Source organism: Amycolatopsis sp. NPDC006131 (assembly GCF_040614175.1).
In the GTDB taxonomy this organism is placed as follows: Bacteria; Actinomycetota; Actinomycetes; order Mycobacteriales; family Pseudonocardiaceae; genus Amycolatopsis_E; species Amycolatopsis_E tucumanensis.
The window spans coordinates 48305-70854 of sequence record NZ_JBEXTX010000030.1; the positions used below are offsets into that span (position 1 = coordinate 48305).

The 22550-nt window shown below is 72.8% G+C and carries 24 protein-coding genes; 10 read left to right on the top strand and 14 right to left on the bottom strand.

All coding sequences use genetic code 11. From position 1 onward, the window contains the following. The first annotated feature begins 136 nt into the window (after positions 1–136). Together ABZ215_RS17900 and ABZ215_RS17905 are read left to right on the top strand one after the other, a co-directional pair. Positions 137–2623 (top strand): LuxR C-terminal-related transcriptional regulator, encoded by a 2487-nt coding sequence (locus tag ABZ215_RS17900; protein ID WP_354950330.1) that lies wholly within the window; start codon positions 137–139, stop codon positions 2621–2623. A gap of 83 nt (positions 2624–2706) precedes the next feature. After that, entirely contained in the window at positions 2707–3576 is an 870-nt protein-coding gene (locus ABZ215_RS17905) for a dienelactone hydrolase family protein (protein WP_354950331.1), read from the top strand. A 20-nt stretch (positions 3577–3596) separates the two neighbouring features. Here ABZ215_RS17905 and ABZ215_RS17910 read toward each other — a convergent pair whose 3' ends face one another. From ABZ215_RS17910 to ABZ215_RS17920, 3 genes are read right to left on the bottom strand one after another with little or no spacing between them, the layout of a single operon-like run. Then, positions 3597–3767, bottom strand: a complete 171-nt coding sequence (locus ABZ215_RS17910) for a hypothetical protein (protein ID WP_237337173.1) — start codon at positions 3765–3767, stop codon at positions 3597–3599. Positions 3768–3795: 28 nt separating this feature from the next. Continuing rightward, positions 3796–4263, bottom strand: a complete 468-nt coding sequence (locus ABZ215_RS17915; RefSeq protein WP_354950332.1) for an MOSC domain-containing protein — start codon at positions 4261–4263, stop codon at positions 3796–3798. Between the two features lie 7 nt (positions 4264–4270). Continuing rightward, positions 4271–5011, bottom strand: coding sequence for an IclR family transcriptional regulator (locus ABZ215_RS17920; RefSeq protein WP_354950333.1), 741 nt, complete (start codon positions 5009–5011; stop codon positions 4271–4273). A 106-nt stretch (positions 5012–5117) separates the two neighbouring features. On the opposite strand from ABZ215_RS17920, the gene ABZ215_RS17925 reads away from it, so the two are divergent. Both ABZ215_RS17925 and dhaL read left to right on the top strand, forming a co-directional pair. Continuing rightward, positions 5118–6116 carry a dihydroxyacetone kinase subunit DhaK gene (locus tag ABZ215_RS17925; RefSeq protein WP_020421364.1) on the top strand — a complete coding sequence of 333 codons (999 nt, stop codon included), beginning with the start codon at positions 5118–5120 and terminating at the stop codon, positions 6114–6116. A gap of 11 nt (positions 6117–6127) precedes the next feature. Next, positions 6128–6724 carry a dihydroxyacetone kinase subunit DhaL gene (gene dhaL, locus ABZ215_RS17930; RefSeq protein ID WP_084506189.1) on the top strand — a complete coding sequence of 199 codons (597 nt, stop codon included), beginning with the start codon at positions 6128–6130 and terminating at the stop codon, positions 6722–6724. A gap of 164 nt (positions 6725–6888) precedes the next feature. Here the strand turns inward: dhaL and ABZ215_RS17935 are convergent, their stop codons facing one another. The 4 genes from ABZ215_RS17935 to ABZ215_RS17950 form a co-directional block, all read right to left on the bottom strand. Further along, complete coding sequence (locus ABZ215_RS17935; RefSeq protein ID WP_354950334.1) at positions 6889–7776, bottom strand: oxygenase MpaB family protein; 888 nt, start codon at positions 7774–7776, stop codon at positions 6889–6891. 37 nt (positions 7777–7813) lie between these two features. After that, positions 7814–9292: a CoA transferase gene (locus tag ABZ215_RS17940; protein WP_354950335.1), complete on the bottom strand. Its 1479-nt coding sequence runs from the start codon at positions 9290–9292 to the stop codon at positions 7814–7816. Next, positions 9279–11048 (bottom strand): acyclic terpene utilization AtuA family protein, encoded by a 1770-nt coding sequence (locus tag ABZ215_RS17945; protein ID WP_354950336.1) that lies wholly within the window; start codon positions 11046–11048, stop codon positions 9279–9281. Before ABZ215_RS17945 ends, ABZ215_RS17940 begins: the two co-directional genes overlap by 14 nt. Before the next feature lie 62 nt (positions 11049–11110). Then, on the bottom strand, positions 11111–11731 hold the full coding sequence (locus ABZ215_RS17950) for a TetR/AcrR family transcriptional regulator (protein ID WP_354710859.1): 621 nt from the start codon (positions 11729–11731) through the stop codon (positions 11111–11113). A gap of 76 nt (positions 11732–11807) precedes the next feature. Here ABZ215_RS17950 and ABZ215_RS17955 point away from each other — a divergent pair, with 76 nt between their 5' ends. Next, positions 11808–12626, top strand: coding sequence for an oxygenase MpaB family protein (locus ABZ215_RS17955; protein ID WP_354950337.1), 819 nt, complete (start codon positions 11808–11810; stop codon positions 12624–12626). On the opposite strand, the gene ABZ215_RS17960 is transcribed toward ABZ215_RS17955, so the two are convergent. Next, positions 12568–13077, bottom strand: coding sequence for an Lrp/AsnC family transcriptional regulator (locus ABZ215_RS17960; RefSeq protein WP_020421357.1), 510 nt, complete (start codon positions 13075–13077; stop codon positions 12568–12570). The genes ABZ215_RS17955 and ABZ215_RS17960 overlap by 59 nt on opposite strands. A gap of 93 nt (positions 13078–13170) precedes the next feature. Here ABZ215_RS17960 and ABZ215_RS17965 point away from each other — a divergent pair, with 93 nt between their 5' ends. After that, on the top strand, positions 13171–14004 hold the full coding sequence (locus tag ABZ215_RS17965; RefSeq protein WP_354950338.1) for an LLM class flavin-dependent oxidoreductase: 834 nt from the start codon (positions 13171–13173) through the stop codon (positions 14002–14004). Next, on the top strand, positions 14001–14435 hold the full coding sequence (locus tag ABZ215_RS17970; protein ID WP_237337205.1) for a nucleoside deaminase: 435 nt from the start codon (positions 14001–14003) through the stop codon (positions 14433–14435). The genes ABZ215_RS17965 and ABZ215_RS17970 overlap by 4 nt, the downstream gene beginning before the upstream one ends. Here ABZ215_RS17970 and ABZ215_RS17975 read toward each other — a convergent pair. The 3 genes from ABZ215_RS17975 to ABZ215_RS17985 form a co-directional block, all read right to left on the bottom strand. After that, on the bottom strand, positions 14426–15541 hold the full coding sequence (locus ABZ215_RS17975; protein WP_020421354.1) for an MAB_1171c family putative transporter: 1116 nt from the start codon (positions 15539–15541) through the stop codon (positions 14426–14428). The genes ABZ215_RS17970 and ABZ215_RS17975 overlap by 10 nt on opposite strands. A gap of 178 nt (positions 15542–15719) precedes the next feature. After that, complete coding sequence (locus ABZ215_RS17980; RefSeq protein ID WP_020421353.1) at positions 15720–16226, bottom strand: hypothetical protein; 507 nt, start codon at positions 16224–16226, stop codon at positions 15720–15722. A 59-nt stretch (positions 16227–16285) separates the two neighbouring features. Continuing rightward, entirely contained in the window at positions 16286–16732 is a 447-nt protein-coding gene (locus tag ABZ215_RS17985; RefSeq protein WP_020421352.1) for a hypothetical protein, read from the bottom strand. Between the two features lie 363 nt (positions 16733–17095). Between ABZ215_RS17985 and ABZ215_RS17990 the strand changes: the two genes are divergently transcribed. Together ABZ215_RS17990 and ABZ215_RS17995 are read left to right on the top strand one after the other, a co-directional pair. Next, on the top strand, positions 17096–18166 hold the full coding sequence (locus ABZ215_RS17990; RefSeq protein ID WP_354950339.1) for a Gfo/Idh/MocA family oxidoreductase: 1071 nt from the start codon (positions 17096–17098) through the stop codon (positions 18164–18166). 49 nt (positions 18167–18215) lie between these two features. After that, entirely contained in the window at positions 18216–19472 is a 1257-nt protein-coding gene (locus tag ABZ215_RS17995; protein ID WP_354710865.1) for an ROK family protein, read from the top strand. Between the two features lie 289 nt (positions 19473–19761). Here the strand turns inward: ABZ215_RS17995 and ABZ215_RS18000 are convergent, their stop codons facing one another. The 3 genes from ABZ215_RS18000 to ABZ215_RS18010 are packed head-to-tail and all read right to left on the bottom strand — an operon-like array spanning position 19762 to position 21091. After that, positions 19762–19962: a cold-shock protein gene (locus ABZ215_RS18000; protein ID WP_020421349.1), complete on the bottom strand. Its 201-nt coding sequence runs from the start codon at positions 19960–19962 to the stop codon at positions 19762–19764. Positions 19963–19991: 29 nt separating this feature from the next. Next, complete coding sequence (locus tag ABZ215_RS18005; RefSeq protein WP_020421348.1) at positions 19992–20195, bottom strand: hypothetical protein; 204 nt, start codon at positions 20193–20195, stop codon at positions 19992–19994. Beyond that, positions 20192–21091 (bottom strand): acyl-CoA desaturase, encoded by a 900-nt coding sequence (locus tag ABZ215_RS18010; RefSeq protein WP_354950340.1) that lies wholly within the window; start codon positions 21089–21091, stop codon positions 20192–20194. The genes ABZ215_RS18005 and ABZ215_RS18010 overlap by 4 nt, the downstream gene beginning before the upstream one ends. Before the next feature lie 223 nt (positions 21092–21314). Between ABZ215_RS18010 and ABZ215_RS18015 the strand changes: the two genes are divergently transcribed. Then, positions 21315–22421 (top strand): glycosyltransferase, encoded by a 1107-nt coding sequence (locus ABZ215_RS18015; protein WP_354950341.1) that lies wholly within the window; start codon positions 21315–21317, stop codon positions 22419–22421. The last annotated feature ends 129 nt before the right edge of the window (positions 22422–22550 follow it).

Below are 22550 nucleotides of genomic sequence, written 5' to 3' on the forward strand. Positions count from 1 at the left end.
GGCTGGCCCCCTGAGCCTCGCGGCGCCGGAAAACTTGTCATCCGCGTGCGTGTTCCTGGCTCAAAAAGCGGCGGCCGCGTGAGTTCCCCACAACAGTCCCTTACGGACGGCCGGGGGCGCGGGGCACGATGACGCCATGGGCGCCGTTGACCAGGTGGTTCTGCGTGGTCGCGATCGTGAGCTGACGGTGCTCCGCCGCGCGCTCGGGGACGCCCGGGACGGCCGCGGCGGCGGTTTCGTCGTGCTCGGTGAGCCGGGTTCGGGCCGGACGGCGTTGCTCGCCGCGGCCAGGGCCGAGGCGGCCGGGTTCGGCGTCCGCGAGGCCAGGGGCGTGGCGGCCGAACGGCACCTCGCCCACTGCGGCCTGCTCCAGCTCCTGCCGGAACTGACCGATCTCCCCGCGGAGCCGCTCGCGCTCGGCCGCGCCGTGCACGCGGCCCTGACCGCAGCCGCGCCGTTGTTGTGCCTGGTCGACGACGCCGACCTGCTCGACCCCGAATCACGCGAGGCGCTGGCCTTCGCGGCCCGCCGGCTGTCCGGCGCCGGTGTGCTCGTGGTGTTCACGGCCGGGACGCCGCTCGACGGAGTCCCCGCGGTGTGGCTCGAACCGCTCGGCGCGGAGGACAGCGCCCAGGTGCTCGCCGACCACGGCGTCCCCGAACCCGTCCCGGACCTGCTCGACCTGGCCTCCGGCAACCCGCTCGCCCTCACCGAGCTGGCCGCCGAGGGACGGATCCCGCCGCACAGCCGCCTGCGCCGCGCCGTCCGCGAGCGGCTCGCCGCGCTGGATCGCGGCGCCCGCGAGATCGCCCTGATGGCGGCGCTCGACGACTGGCTGGACGTGGACACCCTGGTGCGCGCCACCGAACGGTCCGGAGTGGACCTCCGCGCGCTGGAGGAGGCCCGGACGGCCGGGTTCGTCCGCCTGGACGGCGATCACGTCCTCACCGCCAGCCCGCTGCTGCAGGCATTGATCCGCGAGGAGGCGCCACTGGCCGACCGGCGCGCCACCCACACCCTGCTGCTGTCCGTGCTGGACCCGGACCGGCACCGGCTGCGCTGCACCTGGCACCGGGCCGCGCTCGCCGGGGGCGCGGACCCGCGGCTGGCGGGCGAGCTGCTGGAGTCGGCGTCGGAGTTCTGGCTGGCCGGGCGGCCCCGGCGGGCGCGGGCGCTGCTGCGCCAGGCCCGTCCGCTGGCGCGGGGCACGTCCGTGCGCGGCGTGGCCGACCTGCTCCAGGGCAGCCTCGAAATGCGCGAGGGCATGCCCGCGGTGGCCAGCCAGACGTTGCTCGTCGCGGCGAACCAGCTCGCCGGGGCCCAGCGCGACCACGCCCTCACCGCGCTGATGCTGGCCGGCGAGGCGAGCTGCCTGGCCGGCGACTACGTGCGGTACTACGCGATCGCCGACCGCGCGCAGCAGCTGCGCCGCCCCGACGACTCGCCACGCACCCGGCTGATCCTGGACCACTTCGCCGGCATGAGCGACGCCTTCCGCGGACGGCACGACCGCGCGGCCGCACCGCTGCGCCGGGTCGTCGGGCTCGGCGGGGTGCTGGACGAGCCGGTGGCGAAGATCTGGGCGAGCCAGGCCGCCTACACGCTCGGCGACGCCGCTCGCGCACACGAACTGGCCGTCGGCGCGGTCACCTCGGCGGGCAGCCGCGGCACCACCGCGGTCGTGCCATGGGCGCTGGTGTACGTGGCGGTGTCGGAGCTGCTGCTGGACCGGCATTCGGCGGCGCTGTCCAGCGCGCTGGAGGGGCTGCGGATGGCACGCACGATCGGCCAGCCGAACTCGGCGGTCGACCACCTGACGATCCTCGCGCTGGAGGCGTCCCTGCGCGGCGACCGGGAGACCGCGCAGGCGCGGCTGGACACGGCCGGGCACGAGGTCGCCACCCGCGGGCTCGGGCGGCCCGGCGCGCTGAGCACGTGGGCTTCGGCGTGTGTCGACCTCGCGGAGGACCGGCCGGAGGACGCGCTGGACCGGTTCCGCCTGATGGCGGCCGGCACCGGCCGGGTGCACCCGGGGATCCGGGCGATGGCGACGCCGCACTTCGTCGAGGCCGCCGCCCGCTGCGGGCAGACCGTGAAGGCAGCCAAGGCGCTGGCCCCGTACGAGGACTGGGCCCGCAGCACCGGCAGCGACGTCCGGATGGCCCTGTCGCACCGCTGCCGCGCGCTGCTCGGCGAACCGGACGCCGACGAGCACTTCGAGACCGCGATCGAGCTGCACCGCGCCAGCCAGACCGCGCTGGAACTGGCCAAGACCGAGCTGTTCTACGCACACCGGCTGCGCCGCAACCGCAAGGCGCGGGCCGCGCGGGAGCTGCTGCGGGACGCGTTGAAGATCTTCCAGCGCTACGACGCGCCGCGGTGGGCCGAGCGCACGACGGCTGAGCTGCGGGCGGCGGGGGAGTCGGTGCCGGGCTGCGCCAAGCCGGCGGACCTGACGCCGCAGCAACTGCAGATCGCCCGGCTGGTCGCCGAGGGCGCGACCAACCGGGAGATCGCGGCGCAGCTGGTGATCAGCCACCGCACGGTCGACCACCACCTGCGCAACATCTTCGCGCGCCTCGGCATCCGGTCCCGCGTGGAGCTGGCCGCCCGCTTCCGCTGACTGGCGATTTCACCGATGCGCGTGGTTGGCGGCCTTTGCCAGAGTTCCCTGGTTCCCCTCTCACGGAAAGGGAGTTCGAACGCATGGCACGTTCACCAAGACACCTGGCCCGGCTGGTCACGGCGCTGGCCCTGGTCGCGGGCACCGCCACCGCGACCGCCTCCGCCCAGGCCGCCGACAACCCGTACGAGCGCGGGCCCGACCCCACCGAGACGAGCATCGAGGCCAGCCGTGGCCCGTTCGCCGTCTCGCAGACCACGGTTTCGTCGCTGGCCGTCAGCGGCTTCGGCGGGGGCACCATCTACTACCCGACCGACACCAGCCAGGGCACGTTCGGCGCGGTCGCGATCTCGCCGGGGTACACGGCGGACCAGTCCAGCATCGCCTGGATCGGGCCGCGCCTGGCCTCGCAGGGGTTCGTCGTGTTCACCATCGACACGATCACCCGCTACGACCAGCCGTCCAGCCGGGGTGACCAGCTGCTCGCCGCGCTGGACTACCTCACGCAGCGCAGCACGGTGCGCAGCCGCATCGACAGCAGCCGTCTGGGCGTCGCGGGCCACTCGATGGGTGGTGGCGGCACCCTGGAGGCGGCCGACGAACGGCCCAGCCTGCAGGCGGCCGTCCCGCTCGCGCCGTGGAACCTGCGGAAGAACTTCTCCAGCGTGCAGGTGCCGACGTTCATCATCGGCGGCGAGTCCGACTCGGTCGCGCCGGTCGCCACGCACTCCGAGCCGTTCTACACGTCGCTGCCCAGCTCGCTGGACAAGGCGTACATGGAGCTGAACAACGCGTCGCACTTCTTCCCGAACACGTCCAACACCACGATGGCGAAGTACATGATTTCGTGGTTCAAGCGGTTCATCGACAACGACACGCGTTACGACCAGTTCCTCTGCCCGAACCCGAGCGGCCTGGCGATCGAGGAGTACCGGTCGACCTGCCCGTACTGATTCCGCTGGCGGACGGCGGATCAGGAGTCTTCGCGCTCCTGGTCCGCCGTTTCGCCGCGGTGCTCGTCTTCTTCGTTGCCGCCGCGGGGCCCGAACCCGGGCGCCGGCTCGGGCGCGCCGGGACCGGCATCCGCGGCGGCGATGCGCTCTTCGCCCAGGTACGGGTCGGGTTCGAACGGTGAGGTCGTCATGTCGGCCGGGTACCCGGCGGGGACGCGATCATGCGGGCAGGATGCGGTCGCCTGGCCGGATCGTGCCGCCGGTGACGATGCGGCAGTTGAGCCCGGACCGGTTCGCCAGCGGTGCGAACACCGGCTTGCCGAGCAGGTTCTCCAGGTAGCGGCACGGCACGTTGAGCCGTCCGCCGAACAGCACGGTGCCGCCCACGCGGAAGTGCTTGCCCACCAAGTGGTTCAGCGGCACATCGCGGGTGAGCAGGTTGCGGCGAGTCTCCCCGGGTTCGAGGGTGAGCTCGTGGTCACGGGCGAGGGCGACCAGCGTCTCCTCCTCGATCAGGGTGACCTGCCGGTCCTCGTGCGGGCGCGTCGAGTAGAGGCCGCGGCCGGTGGCGTACCGGTCGCCCTCGATGCCGTGGCCCGCGACGAGGACCGCCTCGTCCAGTTCCACCATCGCGGCCCCGGCGGTCTCGGCGGTGAAGATCCGCAGCAGCTCGCCCGTCCAGGTCATGGCGCCTTCACCCCGCCGGGGGCCAGGACGGCGCGCCCAGCTCGCGGGAGATCGCGCGGGCCGCCTCGCGCACCGCGCCTGGTACGGCGGCTTCGGCCGGCCAGTCCGTCATCGGCACCACCACGCCGATCGCCCCGGCGATGTCCTGCCCGGCATCGAAGATGGGCGCGGCCACGCAGCATTCGCCGATCACCGCCTCCTCCACCTCGGTCGCCAGCGCCTCGCCGCGCACCTGCTCCAGGTGCGCGGCCAGTTCCGCCGGGTCGGTGATGGTGTCCCGGGTCATGCTGCGCAGCGGCTCCGGCGCCAGGCCGGGCGACCACGCCAGCATCGCCTTGCCCAGCGCGCTCGCGTGCGCCGGGATGACGATCCCGACCTCCGGCATCTGGCGGGACCCGTCCGGACGCGGCTCGTGGTGCACGATCATCACCTCGCCCGGCAGCAGCACCCCGGTCCGCACCGCGCAGCCGGTCGTGCGCGCCAGCTCCGCCGCCCAGGTGAGCGCGCGGGACCGCAGTTCGAGGGTGTCGAGGTAGACGTTGCCCAGCTTGAGCACCGCCGGCCCGAGCCGGTAGCGGGCGGAGTCGCGGTCCTGCAGCACCAGACCGTGGGCCTGCAGGGTCTTGATGATGCCGTGCACTGTGGACGGCGCCAGCGCGAGCCGGGCGGCGATCTCGGACAGGCTCAGCCGCCGTTCCGCCTGCAGCACGCCGAGCACGCGGACCGCCCGGTCGACGGACTGGATCATCGGCGCACCCTCCTGCCAGCCGCACTTTACAACAGTCCCGCGTCGTTCTATCTTCGGAAGACATTCGATAATGTCGAATGACAGTCGACGATGACGGAGGGGTGGCATGGCGGCACGCCAGCTCGTGAACGATCCGGACGACTTCGTCCGGGAGGCCCTCGAGGGGCTCCAACGCGCGCACCCGGACCTCGTCCGCTACCACGAGGACCCGGCGTACGTGGTCCGCGCGCGGCAGGCGGACAAGGTCGCGCTGGTCTCCGGCGGTGGCTCCGGGCACGAGCCGCTGCACACCGGTTTCGTCGGCAGCGGCATGCTGGACGCCGCCGTGCCGGGCGCGGTGTTCGCCAGCCCGACCGCGTTCCAGATCCGCGCCGCCATCGCCGCCGCCGACCGCGGCCGCGGGGTGCTGCTGATCGTCAAGAACTACACCGGTGACGTGCTGAACTTCCGCATCGCCGCCGAGCTGGCCGCCGACGACGGCATCGAGACCCGCACCGTCCTGGTCGACGACGACCTCGCCACCGACGGCCAGGAGGACGGCGCGCCGGGCCGTCGCGGCACGGCGGCGGTCGTCGCGGTGGAGAAGATCTGCGGCGCGGCCGCGGAGAACGGCGCGTCGCTGGACGAGCTGGCCGCGCTGGGGGAGCGGATCGTGTCGTCGGCGCGCACGCTGGCGCTGGCTCTGGAGGCGTGCACGCAGCCGGGACAGGACCGGCCGTCGTTCGACCTGCCCGACGGCGAGATCGAGTTCGGGGTCGGCATCCACGGCGAGCACGGCGTCGGGCGGCGCCCGTTCGCGCCGGTGCGGGAGCTGGTGGGCGATCTGACGAAGCCGCTGGTGGCCGCGCTCGGCCTGGACCGGGGCGACGAGGTGATCGCGATCGTCAACGGCCTCGGGGCGACGCACGGTCTGGAGTTGTCGGTGGTGCACCGCGAGCTGGGCGGGTTCCTGGACGGGCTGGGGGTGCGCATCGGGCGCGCGCTGGTGGGCTCGTACGTGACCGCGCTGGACATGCGGGGCTGCTCGATCACGCTGCTGCGCGCCGACGACGAACTGCTGGCCCTGTGGGACGCGCCGGTCCGCACGCCGGCCCTGACGTGGTGAAGGAGACCATTGTGGACACTCGTGCCTGGATCGAGCGGTTCGCCGCCGTCATCGACGAGCGTGGCGCCGAGCTGACGGAGCTGGACCGGCGCGCCGGTGACGGCGACTACGGCACCAACCTCCGGTCCGCGCTGGCGAAGGTGCGGGCGAACCTGACCGCGGACGACCCGCGCACCCCGGGTGAGGTGTTCACCGCGGTGTCGAACGCATTCCTGCACACGGGCGGCACCAGCGGCCCGCTGTTCGGGATGTGGTTCCGCGAGTTCGCGAAGGGCCTCGGGGACGAGGTGTCGGCGCGGAGCCTGGCGCGCGCCGCGGGCGAAGCGGAAGCGACGGTCCGTCGTCTGGGTGGCGCGGAGGTGGGCCACAAGACGATGGTCGACGCGATGGTGCCGGCGGCGGAGGCACTGGCCGCCGCGGCCGAGCGGGGCGCCGACGTGGAAACCGCGCTGAAGGACGCCGCCGCCGCGGCCGACGCCGGAGCCCGCTCGACGGAGGCCTTGCTGGCGAAGCGCGGCCGGGCGAGCTACGTCGGCGAGCACGCGCGGGGCGTCACGGACCCGGGCGCGCTGACGGTCGCGTGGTTCTTCGAGGCGGCGACCAAGTAGACCCGGGACGGCGCGACCACAGGGGTGCGGCCGCGCCGTCCCGCAACCACCCGCGTAGCGCTCCCCACGCTGAAGCTGAAGCGCCGCGTGCCGCCCGACCGGTTCGCCCACGAGATCGAGGCGCTGTTCGGGAGTGGGGACAGCTTCCGGAGCCCATATCGGAATCAGCGCGGTCGCCGCCGCAGCAAGGATGGGTCGATATCGGCCGGCGGCTCCGGCGCGCCGAGGTCCGATGGCGAGTACCCCTTCGGGTAGCCGGGGTAGCTGCGCACCTTCGAGTTCAGCAGCTTCGACTTCCGCCGCGGCGGCAGCAGCCGCACCACCGCTGATCGCGCGTGCAGGCCGGCCCGTGCCGCGCGCCCCACCCACGCCGGGCTCGGCCGGAACCCGAACGCCGCCAGCATCCGGTCGTCGAGCAGGCTCTTGGCGCCCATCGCGACCGCGGGCCGCAGCGGTTTCGGGTACCACGCGCAGAACAGGTCCAATGTGTACCGGCCGATCCGGTTGTTGTCCGCCGAGTACACGAAGTTCGCCTCTTCGTAGGCGTCCTTGAACTTCCGGAAGGAATCGTAGTCGCCGGGGACGTCCTTGATGCCCATGCGGCGGCCGACTTCCCGGAAGTAGAAGTAGGCCGCCTGGCGCTCGTTCTCGTGCAGCGGCCGCCAGCCGAACTCGTCGATCCAGTCGATCGGGTCGTAGACGAACGTCGACAGCACGTACAGCATGTCGTCGTTGCTGATGCGGTACCGGCCGTGCATCCGGTTGACCGTGCTGAGCGCCTCCCGCCCGCGCGGCGAGTCGTACCCGTTCTCGGCCAGCTCCGCCATCAGCAGGGCGGTGTCGTCGTAGCGCTTCTGCGGCCGCTTCTCGAATTCGCCCGTCGCGGCGAGCAACCGCGATATGCTCGGCACGCAGTACGTGCGGAACAGGGCGAACTCCAGCGCCCGCTGGTAGTCCCAGGGGAACTCGAAGCCGATGGAGATGCGGTAGATCTCCTGGTGGTCCCGCTCGGGGTCGCACCGCTCGATCCGGCGCAGCCAGTATCCGGTCATCGCCGGCCTCCTCCTCGTTCGATGTGGACCAGTGGTGCTACCCCAGCCACTCCGCCCGTGACGAACCGCGCGGCACCAGCACCGTCCGGTAGTGGCCCGGCGTCGCGGACATGTGGACCTGGTCGGTGACGCCCTGGTAGTGCCCGAGCGGCGTCTCGGCGGTGAACGTCTCCGGGTCCAGGTACGCGTGCTCCTCCCCGCGGCCCGCGGTCTCCGTCGCGTACGCCTTGTCGAACACGCCCAGGCTCAGGATCCACAGCGCGGCCCGCGTCAGGGACACGTGCACCCGGTAGCTGCCGCCGTCCCGGGCGCGCCGCGTCAGCGCCTCCACGATCCCCGCCGCCAGCAGCCACGACACGATGTAGTCGTTGACCACCAGGATCGGCGGCAGCGCGGGCCGCACCCCGTCGCCCTCCAGGTGCATCATCCCGACCAGGCTGCCCGCGCTCTGGTCGAACCCCACGCGGTCCGCCCACGGGCCCTGTTCCCCGTTCAGCGACGCGGTCGCGTGGATGATGCCGGGCCGCACCGCCGCGGCCTCCTCCGCCGAGAACCCGATCTTGGCCAGGTAGCCCGGCCGCCGGTTGGCGTAGAAGACGTCCGCGTCCCGCAGCAGCGACCGCAACAGCCCGGCGCCTTCTGCTTCGTACGGGCTGACCGTCGCCGACCGCACCCCCACGTTCGCCGTGATGTAGGTGACGTCGTGCTCGAGTTCGTTGGGGCGCCACACGTTCAGCACGTCCGCGCCGTGCAGCGCGAGCGCCCGGCCCACCCCGGCGCCCGCGATGACGTGCCCCATCCCGAGCGCCCGCACCCCGGCCAGCGGGTCCTTCGCCGGGCCGAGCGGTTCCGGCGCGCTGTCGCCGATCTTCGTGACCTCCACCAGTGGCAGGTCCGCCAGCACCTCGCGGTAGTGCGGCTCGGCCATCAGCTCCGCGGGCGTGCGCAGCATCGGCAGCACCGCGCCCGCCGTGACCGCCGCGCTCTCCAGATCCCGGCCCCGCCACTTCGCGATCGCCGCGGCGACCGCCTCGGTGTCGTCGGGCACGCCGAGCAGTTTCTGCGCCGCCAGCTTGATCTTCGGGTACGGGTTGAGCGGCATCACCCACTCGTCGTCCGCCGTGCGGTAGAAGCGGAAACCCAGCGCCTGCGACGGGTTCGCCGGGGCGCTCGCCGGGTGACCGTTGAGCAGCTCCCACTTCCGGTCGTAGAACGGGCACAACCGGTGCGGCGCCACCCGCAGGTCGACCGCGATGTCCTGCCCGTCGCCGCCACGCGACCGCCACAGCTTCGCGATCGCGGCGGACTTCGCGGCCAGCGCGATCGCCGCCGACCCGCCCAGCCGCAGCGTGCTCGGCACCACCGGGTCCGCCCCGCGGAACGTGATCGCGCCGCCGGTGTCGGCCGGGCTCATCCCGATCCCGGCCAGCACCTCGGTCAGCTCGGCGTGCGGGTCGAACTCGTCGCTCGTGGCCGGCTCGGCCACGGCGGCGGTGATGCGGTCAGTGAGCGACATCGTCGAGCAGCTCCTCGGGGATCGGGACGTGCTTGGCGCGCAGGTACTCGCCGACGGCCTTGCCGACCTGGTCGGCACGCAGGTTCGCCGACCCGCCGGTGCCGAGCAGGCCGCGCAGGACGAAGTGGACGGCCCGCAGGTGCGGGAACTCGTGCCGGACGATGTCCAGTTCCGCCGCCTCCGGCAGCAGCTTCCGCAGCTCCGCCGTGGACAGCGCCTGCCGCAGCCACGGCCACGCGCGCTCGTCCGGCACCCACACCCCGACGTTGCTGTTGCCGCCCTTGTCGCCGCTGCGGGCGTAGGCGACCGCGCCCAGCGGCGCCTTCCGGACCCGGTCCGGCAGCGGCCGCTCGGCGGGTTCGGGGTGCACCGGCTGCGGCTGGACCGGCGCGGACGGCGGCGGCCCGATCGGCAGCGTGCGGCCGTCGTCGAGGACGACGCGGTGCGCCACCTCCGACATCGGCAGCAGCGCGGGCCAGTAGTCGATGCGGGGCCTGCTGCGGCCGGTCAGCCCGGCGCCGCCGTCGTGGTAGAAGCCCGGGATGCTCTGCAGGTACAGCGATCCCAGCCGCGCGGGCAGGTTCAGCTTCGCCAGCGGCTCCGGGGTCGCGGCGACGGCCATCACCCGCAACGCGACCGTCGCGTCCCACTGCGTCTCGGGGTCGGTGGCCGCGGTGCCCAGGCGCGTGATGTCCAGCTCGACGCCCTCGGGCAGGTCCCGCGTGATCTGCGCGCGCAGCAGGGCGACCTTCGCGTCCACGTCCGGCGCGGTGACGTAGACGGTGTTGACGAGCGTGTGGCCGATCGCGGCGAACACCGCGACCTTCGTCGTCGGCGGGGGCGGGGAGCCGGTGGCGCCGGTGACCGCGACCCGGTCCGGCCCGGCCGCGGTCAGCCGCACGGTGTCCAGGTGCACCGTGACGTCCGGGTTGAGGTAACGCGGGCCCTGGATCTCGTAGACCAGTTGCGCCGTCACGGTGTCGACGGTGACCGCGCCGCCGTGCCCGGCGTGCTTGGTGATCACGCTGCTGCCGTCCGCGGCGACCTCGGCGATCGGGAAACCCGGCACCAGCATGTCCGGGATGCGGGTGAAGCCGGAGAAGTTGCCGCCCACGGCCTGCGAACCGCACTCGATGACGTGGCCGGCGGTGACCGCGCCGGCGAGCGCGTCCCAGTCGTCGACCGCCCAGCCGTGCCACCACGCGGCAGGCCCGGTGACCAGGGAGGCGTCCGCGACGCGACCACACACCACGATGTCCGCGCCCTCGGCGAGCGCGGCCGCGATGCCCCAGCCGCCCAGGTAGGCGTTCGCGGCCAGCGGCTCGTGCCCCCAGGACGCCAGCGGCTCGCCGGTGTCCAGGTTCTCCAGCCGGTGCCCGGCGTCGGCGTACTCGCCCAGCCGGGACAGCACGTTGTCGCCTTCGACGTGCGCGATCCGCAGCGACACACCCTCGTCGGCGGCGACCTTGCGCAGCTTCTCCGCGAGCGCGGCGGGGTGGAAGCCGCCCGCGTTGGTCACGACCTTCACGCCGCGCCGCGCGATCGCGGCCAGGTGCGGGCGGATCTGGTCGACGAAGTACTCGACGTAGCCGCGCTCGGGGTCGCGCCGGTAGCCGGTTGCGAGGGCGGCCAGGGTGACCTCGGCGAGGTAGTCGCCGATCAGGACGTCGACCGGGTCACCGCTCATCGCCTCGTCGATCGCCGTGAAGCGGTCCCCGAGATAGCCGGAGAAGTTCGCGATCCGGACGGCGGTCATCGGCGGCACCTCCAGTGGTCCGGTCCCGACGATAGCTCATTAGCGATCGTTAGGTAACGGCCTCAGGCGATCTTCGACACGGCGAGGAAGACCTCGGTGCAGTGCTCCACCAGGTCCTCTTCGGACAGTTCGAGGTTGCCGTCCAGCCACGAGGTCAGTGCTTGGGACAGCCCGCCGACCAGCATCTCGGCGAGCAGGTCCAGCCGCGCCGTGGAAGGCATCCCGTAGAACTCGCGGGCCTGCAGGCCGAGCAGGCCGGCGAACCACCGCGCGGACGCGGCGCGCCGCTCGGCCAGCACGGTGTTGTTCAGGCTGGGGGAGAAGAGCAGGAAGCCCTTGCGTGGATCCTCGGCGATCGTGCGGACCAGGCGGCTCAGCCCGGCGTGGGTCTTGGCGCGCGCGTCGCCGGGCGCGGACTGGACGGCCTCCAGGGTCGTGGCCGCGATGCCCTCGACCACGGAGTCGTACACCGCGACCGCGAGCGCGTCCCGGTCGGCGAAGTTCTCGTAGAAGTACCGCGCGGCCAGCCCCGCCTCGCGGCACACGCCCCGCACGGTCAGGTTCCGGTCGCCATCGCGCGCACCGAGGAGTTCCAGGCCGGCCTCGACGAGCTGCGCGCGGCGCTCGGCCTGCCGGTCCTCGCCCGCGACGCCGCCGTAGGTGCGCAGCGATGTCGATTCCACACCCCCATCTTGACAGGTGCGCGCCGGCCGCGCTGCAATATCTGCGAACACACGTGAGCAGAATTGGAGGCCGACGATGGCCCAGGCTGCCGCATCCCGCCTCGACGACGCGATGATCGGGGCCGGCCTGCTGGCCGGGGCCGCGAACGTGATCATGCAGCTCGCGCACCCCGCCGTCGGCTACGGCGTGTACGAGAGCCGCGTGGACAGCGGGAACCTGTTCAAGCACCCGATCAAGCGGAGCCGGACCACGGTCACCTACCTGGCCGTGGCCGCGCTGGGCACCGACGAGGAGCGCAAGGCCTACCGCAAGGCCGTGAACGCCTCGCACGCGCGGGTCCGCTCGACCCCGTCCAGCCCGGTGTCCTACAACGCCTTCGACCCGAAGCTGCAACTGTGGGTCGCCGCGTGCCTGTACCGCGGGTTCGAGGACGTCTACGAGGCGTTCATCGGGCCGCTGACGCCCGAGCAGACCGAGGAGATCTACCGGAGCTCCGCGCGGCTGGGCACCACGCTGCAGGTCAAGGAGGACATGTGGCCCGCCGACCGGCGGGCCTTCGAGGAGTACTGGACCGAGGCGCTGGCCGAGATCTCGATCGACGACACCGTGCGGCAGCACCTGCTCGACATCGCCGACCTGAAGTTCCTGCCCGGCTTCGTCAGCCGCACGCTGGGGCCGGTCAACCGGTTCGTCACCACCGGGTTCCTGCCCGGCCGGTTCCGGGAGGAGATGAAGCTCGACTGGACGCCACGCGACCAGCGCCGGTTCGAGCGGGTGCTCACGGCGGTCGGACTGGGGGTGCGCCTGTCGCCGAAGCTCCTGCGGGAGTTCCCGTTCAACGCCTACCTCTGGGACCTGCGCCGCCGCCTGCGTTCGGGACGACCGCTGGTCTGACTGCCGGCGGTCCGGCGGGACCGCGCGCGGGCAGCGTCCGCCGGTACACCACGCTCGTCGTCGTGCTCCCGAACTGCGCCAGCTGGTCCGCGACCTCCTCCAGGTGCTCCATCGAGGCGGCCGCGACCTTCAGCGTGTAGCAGTCGTCGCCGGTGGTGCGCAGGCACTCCAGGATCTCGCAGCGCTCGGCGAGCAGCCGGTGCAGCGGCTCGTGCCTGCTGCCCGGGTACTTCAGCCGCACCACGGCGAGCACCGGGTACCCGACCTTGCCGAGGTCGACCTCCGCGCGGTAGCCGGTGATCACGCCCGACGCTTCGAGCCGCTTGACCCGTTCGGTCGTCGCGGAGGCGCTGAGGTTGACCCGGCGGGCCAGCTCGGTCAGCGGCACCCGGCCGTCCCGCTGCAGCTCGGTGAGGATCGCCCAGTCGGTCGCGTCGAGAGTCTCGGTCATACGCCGAAAATACCGGGAGATCCACGGTGGACGGCCGGGAAGACCGCAAGGAATCGGTGTGCGTGCCGGTGATCGCTGCCTAACCTGGATGCCGTGCGAATCGGTGTGAATGTTCCGAACTTCGGCCCAGGCACGGATCCGGGCGTGCTGCGCGACTGGGGCCGGACGGTGGAGGGGCTGGGTTACGACCTGCTGATGGTGTCCGACCACGTGGCGATCACGGCGGACGTGGCGGAGCAGTACCCGGCGCCGTTCTACGAGCCGTTCACGACCTTGTCCTGGCTGGCCGGCGTGACCGAGCGGATCCGGCTCGGCACCACGGTGCTCGTCCTGCCCTACCGGCACCCGCTGCTGACCGCGCGCATGGCGGCGAACCTGAACGCCCTCAGCGGTGGGCGGCTGGTGCTCGGCGTCGGGGTCGGCTGGGCGCGCCAGGAGTTCGCGGCGCTGGGCGTGCCGTTCGAGCGGCGCGGCGCGCTGACCGACGAGTACCTCGACGCGCTGCGCGAGGCGTGGGCCGATCCCGGGTACCGCACCGCGCAGATCCCGTTGTGGATCGGCGGGAACAGCCCCGCGGCGATGCGGCGGGCGGTGCGGCGAGGTGAGCCGTGGCACCCGCTGCGGTTCGCGCCCGAGTGGTTCCGGTCGGCGACCGGGAAGCTGAAGGCCTTGGCCGACGAAGCGGGCCAGCCGGTGCCGTCGCTGGTGCCGCGGATCGCGCTGCGCCTGACCGGCCAGCCGATCACCGGGGAGCGGCTGGCCGGTGAGGGCACCATCGAGCAGATCGTGGCCGACCTCGAAGAGTTGCGGGTGCTGGGCGCGGAGACCGTGGTGCTCGACCCGTTCAGTGGTGACCCGGCGGAAACGTTGCGGCCGCAGGCCGCGTGGCAGGCGCTGGCGACTGTCCGCGCCCATCTGGAGGGCTGATGTCCGACGACGAGAAGTATTTGCGGCGTGCGATCGAGCTGGCGGGGGAGGCCCGGGCGTCGGGCAACCCGCCGTTCGGGTCGCTGCTGGTCGGTCCCGACGGGCGGATCCTCGCCGAGGACCGCAACACGACGATCACCGACCGGGACATCTCCGCCCACCCCGAGCAGAAACTGGCCCGGTGGGCGGCGCGTGAGCTGGACCCGGAGACGGCGGCCGGCACCACGATGTACACCAGTTGCCAGCCGTGCGGGATGTGCGCGGGCGCGCTGGCGCGGTCCGGGCTGGGGCGCGTGGTGTTCGCGTTGTCCGGTGAGCAGCTGGAGAGTCTGAAGGAGCCAACCGCGCCCGTCGTGGCGAAGCCGGTGCCGCAGGAGGGCCCGTTCCTGTTCGAGGAGGCGCGCGTGCCGGTGGAGGGCTACTACCGCTGAGTGAGCTCGGCGTCCGGCCGGAAGGACCGGACCAGAGCGGAGTCCTGGTGCTCGGCGAGGGTGAGCGCGAAGCCGACCTCGTCGGCCCACTCGTCGCCCGAGCAGTCCTCGCCCGGCGGGGGCGCTGTGCGCGGGTGCGCGCCGCGTCGTTTGGCAGCTTCGGCCAGCGGGAGCCAGCAGGCCGTGGCGAGGGCTTCGGAGCCGGCGTGCGCGCGGGCCGCCGCGAGCGTGGCCGGGGCGACGTAGTCGCGCAGGACCAGGACCGCGTCGCGGATCTCGATGACCCGGCGGTACAGCCGCAGGTCGCTGGCCCAGCGGCCGTTCTCCGGCAGGTGGACCTGCGGCACCGCCGCGACCAGCCGCCGCCACAACGGTTCCAGCCTGCGCAGGGTGCGGCGGTCGTGCACGGACCGGTGCAGCCGCAGCAGTTGCGGCAGGGCCGTGCCGAGCGCCATCACCCACGCGGTGACCGCGACGTTGAGCGGGAACGTCGCCGCCACCCACGGTGAGCGCGTGACCAGGTAGGCGGGCGCGACCAGGCCCCAGAAGACGGTCGAGGACGCGAAGCCGGTGGCGAGCACGTACAGGCCGGCGCGCAGGGGACGGGTCGTGGCGCGGCGGCCGTAGCGGGCGCACAGGACCGCGGCGGGGCCGGTGCCCAGCACGTGCGCGAGGCAGAGCAGCAGCCAGAACAGGTCGAACCACGGCGCGTCCGCCTGGGTGACGCAGGCCGCCGCGGTGGCGCCGGTGTTGAGCAGCAGCAAGGCAGCGCTCACCAAGGCGGCGGCGCCGTAGACCAGCAGCGGGCGGCGGCGGGAGGTGGCGGCGAGGACGAAGTCGAGGATGAGCGCGGAGCTGACCACGCCCCAGACGTTGACCACGATGCCGCACGTGTCGCCGAGCCGGAGCGCGCGGTTGACCAGGCCGGTGACCGGATCGAGGGCGACCGTGATCGAGGTGGCGAGGCTGGCGATCGCGATGAGCATGCGCCGCCGCGGAGGCGAGCGCCGGGCGGCCGGGGCGCGGATCAGCAGCGAGACCCAGAGGAGCAGGGTGCCGGCGACGAGGAGGTCGGTGCTCGCGCTCTGCAGGACGGCCGGGTTCACGGATGGCCTCCACGGCGTGGCGCGGGGCAGTGGCGCGGATCCGGTGCGGTGCTGGGACCGGCGCGGTTGCTGGTAGCGCGACCGGTCGCGGCGCCAGACACGCTTGCCGGAACCGCCGGGAGCCGGGCAATCCCGCGCAGCACACCGCCTGCTCCCACCGGCCCCGGCCGCGCGCCGGTCACTCCCACGTCCCGCGCAGGCCGAGCGCCGTTTCGAACTCGCGGAGTGCTCCGGTCGTCGTCCAGGTGGCGCGGGCCTGCGCGGCGGTCCGGATGAGGCTCGCGACCAGCTCGGCCTCCTGTTCCTCCTCCGTGGTGTACCCGGTGCGGGTCAGCAGCCGCTCGATCAGGTCCGGCGACAGGTCCGGCAGCACCCGCGCCAACGGGTGCGCCCCGCCGCCGGTGCCGCTGTGGTCGCACAGCAGGTGGCCGATCTCGTGCAGCACGATGTGGTCGCGGTGCACCCGGCTCGTCTTCTCCTCGACGTAGATCACGTCCGCCGTCGCCAGCCGGATCCACGCCCCGCACGCCAACCTGCCGGACCCGGGCGGCAGCGTGCGCACGTGGATCGGGCGGCCGCGCCGCGCCGCGAGGGCGTCCACCAGCGCGGGCACCGAAAACGGCTGGGGCAGCGGCAGGTCGGCCACCAGGGCCTGGCACCGTCGCAGGTCGCGTCGCGTCACCATCGCGCTGCCGTCACCTCCGCTCGCGCGTCGTCCGCGAGCCGGCGCGGCGCCTGCCCGGTCTACGCGCCCGGCTCGTCCTCCGGCTGCTCGGCAGGCGGCCCGAGCCGCTCGATCTTGCGGGCCTCGGTGACCATGGCCAGCAGCGCGTCCAGGGTATCGTCGGACAGCCCGTCCGCGCGCAGCGCGATGGACCGGACCTTGTGGTTGCGCAGCGCCTGCGCCAGCTCGAGCTGGGCGTCGACACGGGAGGTCACCGCGTCGTCCAGGAAGTACTCCGCGGGCACGCCGAAGAACGCCGCGAGCGTGCCCAGCGTGTCCTGCGTCAGGTTGCGCTTGCGGCCGCTGGCCAGCTCCCACAGGTAGGTGCTCGACAGCGTCGCCCCCGTGCGCTCGCGGATCTGCGCCGCGAGCTTCGCGTACCCGGGCCTGCCCTCGGGGTAGAGGGTGGTGATCAGGTGCGTGATCTTGGCGGCGAGTGAGCCGCCCTCCTGCCCGCCCTGGTCCATGGAGTTCCTCGTGCTCGAAGGGATCGTCCGCCTTGGCGGACGGCCGGTGGTCGGCAGCCATTCTGAGTCAGCCGGGAGCCGTTGACAAACCGAGGTGTCCAGCCCCTATTCTGGCCCACGTCATCCGCTGAAGCGGATGCGCGGCCGGCGGGGCCTGGGGGCTCGCCGGCCTTCTTCGTGTCCGGATCCGTTCACCCTGCACGCCCCGCCGGGAAGCGGCTATGATGGTGGAGGCGTCGTTCTCCCAGTGACCCCCAGGCTGGTCGAGGACGACGCCCCTTTTTGCGGCTTGACTTTTGTTCACGGTATGCATTAGATGATTTCAGTAGTGCAGAAGACCTGTCGACAGGGGGAGAAGTGAGCATGCCGTTGCGGGCCGGGATTATCGGCGCCGGGTTCATCGGAGCCGTGCACGCCCGTGCGGTGCACACACTGGGGCAGGACCTGGCCGCGGTGGCGGCGTCCACGCCCGCCCGCTCCCGCGAAGCCGCGGCGGAGCTGGGCGCGCGAACCGCCGTCGACAGCGCCGAGGAGCTGGCGGCCGCCCCGGACATCGACGTCGTCCACATCTGCACCCCGAACGCCCTGCACGCACCGCTGACCCGCATCGCGCTCGACGCGGGCAAGCACGTCGTGCTGGAGAAGCCGGTCGGCACCAGCAGCGCCGAGGTCGCCGACCTCGTGCGGCGGTGGCGGGACACCGACCGGGTGGTCGCCGTCCCGTTCGCCTACCGCTTCTACCCGGTGGTGCGCGAGGTGCGGGACCGCGTGCGCGGCGGGCCGGTCCGGCTGATCCACGGCGTCTACCTGCAGGACTGGCTCTCCCGCGACAGCGACACGAACTGGCGCGTGCGGTCCGGGCTCGGCGGGCCGTCGCGCGCGTTCGGCGACATCGGGGTGCACTGGTGCGATCTGGCGGAATTCGTCACCGGCCAGCGGATCGCGCGGGTGCACGCGGTGCTGCCGCGGGTCGTGCCGGTGCGGGCGGGCGTCGAGGTCGACACCGAGGACGCGGCGCTGCTGCAGTTCGAGACCGAGCAGGGCGTGTTCGGGTCGGCGGTGATCAGCCAGATCTCGCCGGGGCGGCGCAACCAGCTGCAGCTGCGGATCGACACGCCGGACACCGAGTACGCGTTCGACCAGCAGGATCCGGAGGTCCTGTGGATGGGCGGGCGCGAGGAGACGCGGATCCTGCACCGCGGCGACCCCGCCCTCGGCGCCGACGCGACCTCCCGCAACCTCGTCCCGGCCGGCCACCCGCAGGGCTACCTGGACTCCTTCACCGGCTTCATCGCCGACGCCTACGCCGCGATGCGCGGCGAAAAGCCCGACGGCCTCCCGACGCTGGCCGACGGCGCCCGCGCGACGGCCATCACCGAGGCGGTCCTGAACTCCGCCGCCCGCCGCGACTGGGTGGAGGTCACGCCCGGCTGAGCGCCGGGCCTGGTACGAATTTCCGGGTAGTGCGAGCGAAGGGACCCCCGTGACCGCAACCATCCCGTCCGACCAGCTCGACGATCTGGTCCTGGTGCTCGACCTGGTGCGCTCCGGCGCCGCGCGGACCCGGCCGGAGCTGGGCAGGCGGTCGGGCCTCGGGCGGACCGTCATCAGCCAGCGCGTTGGCCACCTGATGCGCGCCGGGCTGCTGGAGGACGGCGAGCTGGGGCCCTCCAGCGGCGGGCGCGCGCCGCGGGAGCTGCGGTTCCGCTCCGGCGCCGGGGTGATCCTCACCGCCGAGCTGGGCGCGACCAGCATCAGCGCCGGGCTCACCGACCTCGCCGGGAACCTGCTCGCGCAGCGCACCGAGGCCTCCGACGTCGCCCGCGGGCCGGAACCCGTGCTCGCCCAGGTCGGCGCCCTCTTCGACGACCTGCTGGCCGGCCGGCCGGACGCCCAGGTGTGGGGTGTGGGCATCGGGCTGCCCGGACCGGTCGAGTTCGCCACCGGGCGGCCCAGCGCCCCGCCGATCATGCCGGGCTGGGACGGCTACCCGGTGCGCGACCACTTCGCCCGGCGGCACAACGCGCCGGTGTGGGTGGACAACGAGGTGAACGCGATGACGCTCGGCGAGTTCCGGGCGGGCGCGGCGGCCGGGGCGCGGGACTACCTCTACGTCAAGATCGGCACCGGGATCGGCGCCGGGCTCATCTCCGGCGGCCACCTGCACCGGGGCAGCCAGGGGTGCGCCGGCGACATCGGGCACACGGCGGCGCGCGCCGACACCTCGGTCGTGTGCCGGTGCGGCAACGTCGGCTGCCTGGAAGCGCTTGCCGGCGGCGCCGCGCTGGCCAGGGACGGCGAGGCCGCGGCGAAGGACGGCGGCAGCCCCATCCTGGCCGAGCGCCTCGCGGAGAACGGCGTGGTCACGGCGGAAGACGTGGCGTGGGCGGCGCAGAACGGCGACCGCGCGGCGCTGGAGCTGATCCAGCGCGCGGGACGGCTGATCGGCGACCAGCTGGCGATGCTGGTGAGCTTCTTCAACCCGTCGCTGCTGCTGATCGGCGGTGGCGTGGCCGGCGCGGGCGACCACCTGCTCGCCACGATCCGCGAGGTGATCTACGGACGGTCCCTGCCACTGGCGACGCGGGACCTGCGCATCGTGCGCTCGTCGCTGGGTGACCAGGCCGGGGTGGTGGGCGCCGCGTTCATGGTGCTGGACGAGCTGTTCACGCGCGACCGCCTGGCGAAGTGGATCGACGCCGGCACACCGGCGGGGCTGCCGGACCTGACGGCCGCCTGACGGTAGGGGCGGTGAGCCCGCTGGAGGCGGGCTGCTGAGCCGGGCGGTGGGGTGGGCCGTGCGGCGGGCGGTGCTGCGCAAGCAGCGTGCCGGAGACTGGTGCGCCTGCCGAGCCGCGCGGCGGGTTGCGGGTGTGGCAGCAGGTGGCTCCCCTCGCGGCGCGCGGGTGGGTACGCCTGCCTGGCCGCGCGCGGGGTTGCCAGGCGGCGCTGGTTCGTTCTGAGTGCCCGCGAACGGCAACGGGCCGGTCCCCCGTGGGGAACCGGCCCGTTGAACAGTCGCGCGAGGGTCAGACGATGCTGACGCGGCTCGCCTGCGGGCCCTTGGCGCCCTGCGTGATCTCGAAGGTCACCTGCTGGTTCTCTTCAAGGCTGCGGAAGCCGTTGCCGTCGATCTCCGAGTAGTGGACGAAGACGTCCGGTCCGCTCTCCTGCGCGATGAAGCCGAAGCCCTTTTCGGCGTTGAACCATTTGACGGTGCCCTGTGCCATGTGTTTCTCCTTGATATTTTCTCTAACAATCAGAGCGCGGAGGCCGCGCTCTTCGTGGTGAGCCCGAGCATGTCGAGCAGCTCGCGGCAGTCGTGGACGTCCAACGCGTGGTCGGCGACCGTGCGCGCCGCGCGGTGGTTGGCGATCGCCTCGTCCTGCGCCATCCGGGCCCGTGCCTCGGCGATCGGGCCGGTCTCGGGTTGCTGTTCGGAAGCGTGGCGAGCCCAGGTCATGACGATCCCTTCGACGGTGCGGACGACTTCACGGCCAGCCGGGCCAGCCGTTGCTCGGTGGGCCAGCGCACCTGCCAGGCCCAGCCGAGACGTTCGAACGCCCAGATCACCCGGGCGGACACGTCAATCTGCCCGCGGCGCACGCCGTGGCGGGCGCAGGTCGGGTCGGCGTGGTGGGAGTTGTGCCACGACTCGCCCATCGACAGGATCGCCAGCGGCCAGAAGTTGGCCGAGCGGTCGCGACTGGCGAACGGGCGGTCGCCGATCATGTGGCAGATCGAGTTCACCGACCAGGTCACGTGGTGCTGGAACGAAACCCGCGCCAGACCCGCCCACAGGAACCCGGTGAGCGCGCCCTGCCAGGACATCGTGGCCAAGCCGCCGATCAGCGCCGGCAGCAGCACGGACAACGAAACCCAGAGCGGGAACAACCGGTCCACCGCGCGGATGTCGGGGTCCGCGGCCAGATCCGGCGCGAAACGGTCCACATTGGTCCGGTCCCGGCCGAACAGCCAGCCCATGTGGGCGTGCCAGAAACCCTTGGCCAGTGCGGCAGGCGAGGTGCCGAACAGCCACGGCGAGTGCGGATCGCCCGCACGGTCGGAGAACGCGTGGTGGCGGCGGTGGTCGGCGACCCAGCCGATCACCGGTCCCTGCGCGGCCATGCTCCCCGCGATCGCCAGCGCGATCCGGAGTGGACGGTTCGCGCGGAACGCACCGTGCGTGAAGTAGCGGTGGTAGCCGATCGTGATGCCCAAAGTGGACACCGTGTAGAAAGCGGCGGCGACGGCGAGGTCGAGCCAGCTCAGTCCCCAGCCCCAGAACATGGGAACGGCCGCGATCAGCGCGACGAAGGGGATGATCAGGAACGCCCGGATGACCACCATCTCGGTCATCGACGCTTGTTCCGACAGCAACGGCTTGGGGCTCTTCCGGTCCGGGACGACGGAAGTGGGAGAGGTCAAAAAGGAAACTTCTCTCGTGGAGGATCAACCACGAAGGGCCAACCGAAGGGAACGAAACCGGCCCGGTTGCCAGCCTGCGAAAAACTCCCGACAAGAACGACCTTACCCCATCGGATCCGGTACGTCACGATTCCCGGGTGGGAAACTGTTCTTCATGATCATCGTCGGCGTGGTCGCGCTGGTGGCCTGGCTGTGGCTGGCCGCCACCCGGTTCTGGTGCACTGACCAGCGGTTACCGCCCCGCCGGACGCCCGCGGCGTGGCCCTCCGTGGCGGTCGTCGTACCCGCCCGCGACGAGGCCGGAATCCTGCCGGAAACACTGCCCGCGCTGCTCGCCCAGCGCTACCCGGGGCCGCTGCGGCTGATCCTCGTCGACGACGGCAGCGGCGACGGCACCGCCGGCGTCGCGCGCGCCCTGGGCGGGAGCCGGCTCACCGTCACCGCACCGGGTGACCGGCCGCCCGGCTGGACCGGCAAGCTGTGGGCGCTCGCCCACGGCGTCGAGCAGGCCGGCGAGCCGGACTTCCTGCTGTTCACCGACGCCGACATCGCGCACGGCCCGGACTCGGTCACCGCGCTGGTCGAAGCCGTGGGGGAGCGCGATCTCGTGTCCCAGATGGCGCGCCTGCGCACCCGCACCGGCTGGGAGCGGCTGGTCGTTCCCGCTTTCGTGTACTTCTTCGCGATGCTCTACCCGTTCCGCCGGGTGAACGGCCCCGGCCGCACGGCCGCGGCGGCCGGCGGGTGCTGCCTCGTCCGGCGCAGCGCGCTGGAGCGGGCCGGGGGAGTGGCCGCGATCCGGGACGCGGTGATCGACGACGTCGCCCTCGGCAGGCTGCTCAAACGCGCCGGGGGCCGGATCTGGCTCGGCCTGGCCGGCGACGTGCGCAGCGTCCGCCCGTACCCGTCCCTGCGCTCGCTGTGGGACATGGTCGCCCGCAGTGCCTACACCCAGCTGCGGCACTCTCCGGCGCTTCTGGCCGGCACCGTGCTCGGACTCGCGCTGGTGTTCCTCGCGCCCCCGGTCCTGACCCTCGCCTGCGCCGGCCCCGCACGCCTCCCCGCCCTCGCCGCGTGGCTGGTGATGACCCTCACCTACGTCCCGATGCTGCGCTACTACCGGCAGCCGTGGCCCGCGGCGCTGCTGCTGCCGGTCACGGCGACGCTGTACCTGCTGATGACCGTCGACTCGGCCGTGCGGCACTGGCGCGGGCGCGGCGCGGCCTGGAAGGGGCGCAGCTACTCGCGTGGACCGGGATGATCGCGGGTAGGTTCGGACCCGGACACCGGAACGAGGAGTCTCAATGATCGTGTCAAGCAGCTGTAGGGCTGATGGGCGGCGGTGAGTGGTGGAATTCGCGGCCGTCGCGCAGCAGTGCCCAGATGACGT

Excerpts from the sequence above, each read along its gene's own strand:
- ABZ215_RS17900 (WP_354950330.1), top strand. The coding sequence starts at position 137 with ATGGGCGCCGTTGACCAGGTGGTTCTGCGTGGTCGCGATCGTGAGCTG.
- ABZ215_RS17905 (WP_354950331.1), top strand. The coding sequence starts at position 2,707 with ATGGCACGTTCACCAAGACACCTGGCCCGGCTGGTCACGGCGCTGGCC.
- ABZ215_RS17910 (WP_237337173.1), bottom strand. The coding sequence starts at position 3,767 with ATGACGACCTCACCGTTCGAACCCGACCCGTACCTGGGCGAAGAGCGC.
- ABZ215_RS17915 (WP_354950332.1), bottom strand. The coding sequence starts at position 4,263 with ATGACCTGGACGGGCGAGCTGCTGCGGATCTTCACCGCCGAGACCGCC.
- ABZ215_RS17920 (WP_354950333.1), bottom strand. The coding sequence starts at position 5,011 with ATGATCCAGTCCGTCGACCGGGCGGTCCGCGTGCTCGGCGTGCTGCAG.
- ABZ215_RS17925 (WP_020421364.1), top strand. The coding sequence starts at position 5,118 with ATGGCGGCACGCCAGCTCGTGAACGATCCGGACGACTTCGTCCGGGAG.
- ABZ215_RS17935 (WP_354950334.1), bottom strand. The coding sequence starts at position 7,776 with ATGACCGGATACTGGCTGCGCCGGATCGAGCGGTGCGACCCCGAGCGG.
- ABZ215_RS17940 (WP_354950335.1), bottom strand. The coding sequence starts at position 9,292 with ATGTCGCTCACTGACCGCATCACCGCCGCCGTGGCCGAGCCGGCCACG.
- ABZ215_RS17945 (WP_354950336.1), bottom strand. The coding sequence starts at position 11,048 with ATGACCGCCGTCCGGATCGCGAACTTCTCCGGCTATCTCGGGGACCGC.
- ABZ215_RS17955 (WP_354950337.1), top strand. The coding sequence starts at position 11,808 with ATGGCCCAGGCTGCCGCATCCCGCCTCGACGACGCGATGATCGGGGCC.
- ABZ215_RS17960 (WP_020421357.1), bottom strand. The coding sequence starts at position 13,077 with ATGACCGAGACTCTCGACGCGACCGACTGGGCGATCCTCACCGAGCTG.
- ABZ215_RS17980 (WP_020421353.1), bottom strand. The coding sequence starts at position 16,226 with ATGGTGACGCGACGCGACCTGCGACGGTGCCAGGCCCTGGTGGCCGAC.
- ABZ215_RS17985 (WP_020421352.1), bottom strand. The coding sequence starts at position 16,732 with ATGGACCAGGGCGGGCAGGAGGGCGGCTCACTCGCCGCCAAGATCACG.
- ABZ215_RS17990 (WP_354950339.1), top strand. The coding sequence starts at position 17,096 with ATGCCGTTGCGGGCCGGGATTATCGGCGCCGGGTTCATCGGAGCCGTG.
- ABZ215_RS18000 (WP_020421349.1), bottom strand. The coding sequence starts at position 19,962 with ATGGCACAGGGCACCGTCAAATGGTTCAACGCCGAAAAGGGCTTCGGC.
- ABZ215_RS18005 (WP_020421348.1), bottom strand. The coding sequence starts at position 20,195 with ATGACCTGGGCTCGCCACGCTTCCGAACAGCAACCCGAGACCGGCCCG.
- ABZ215_RS18010 (WP_354950340.1), bottom strand. The coding sequence starts at position 21,091 with ATGACCGAGATGGTGGTCATCCGGGCGTTCCTGATCATCCCCTTCGTC.
- ABZ215_RS18015 (WP_354950341.1), top strand. The coding sequence starts at position 21,315 with ATGATCATCGTCGGCGTGGTCGCGCTGGTGGCCTGGCTGTGGCTGGCC.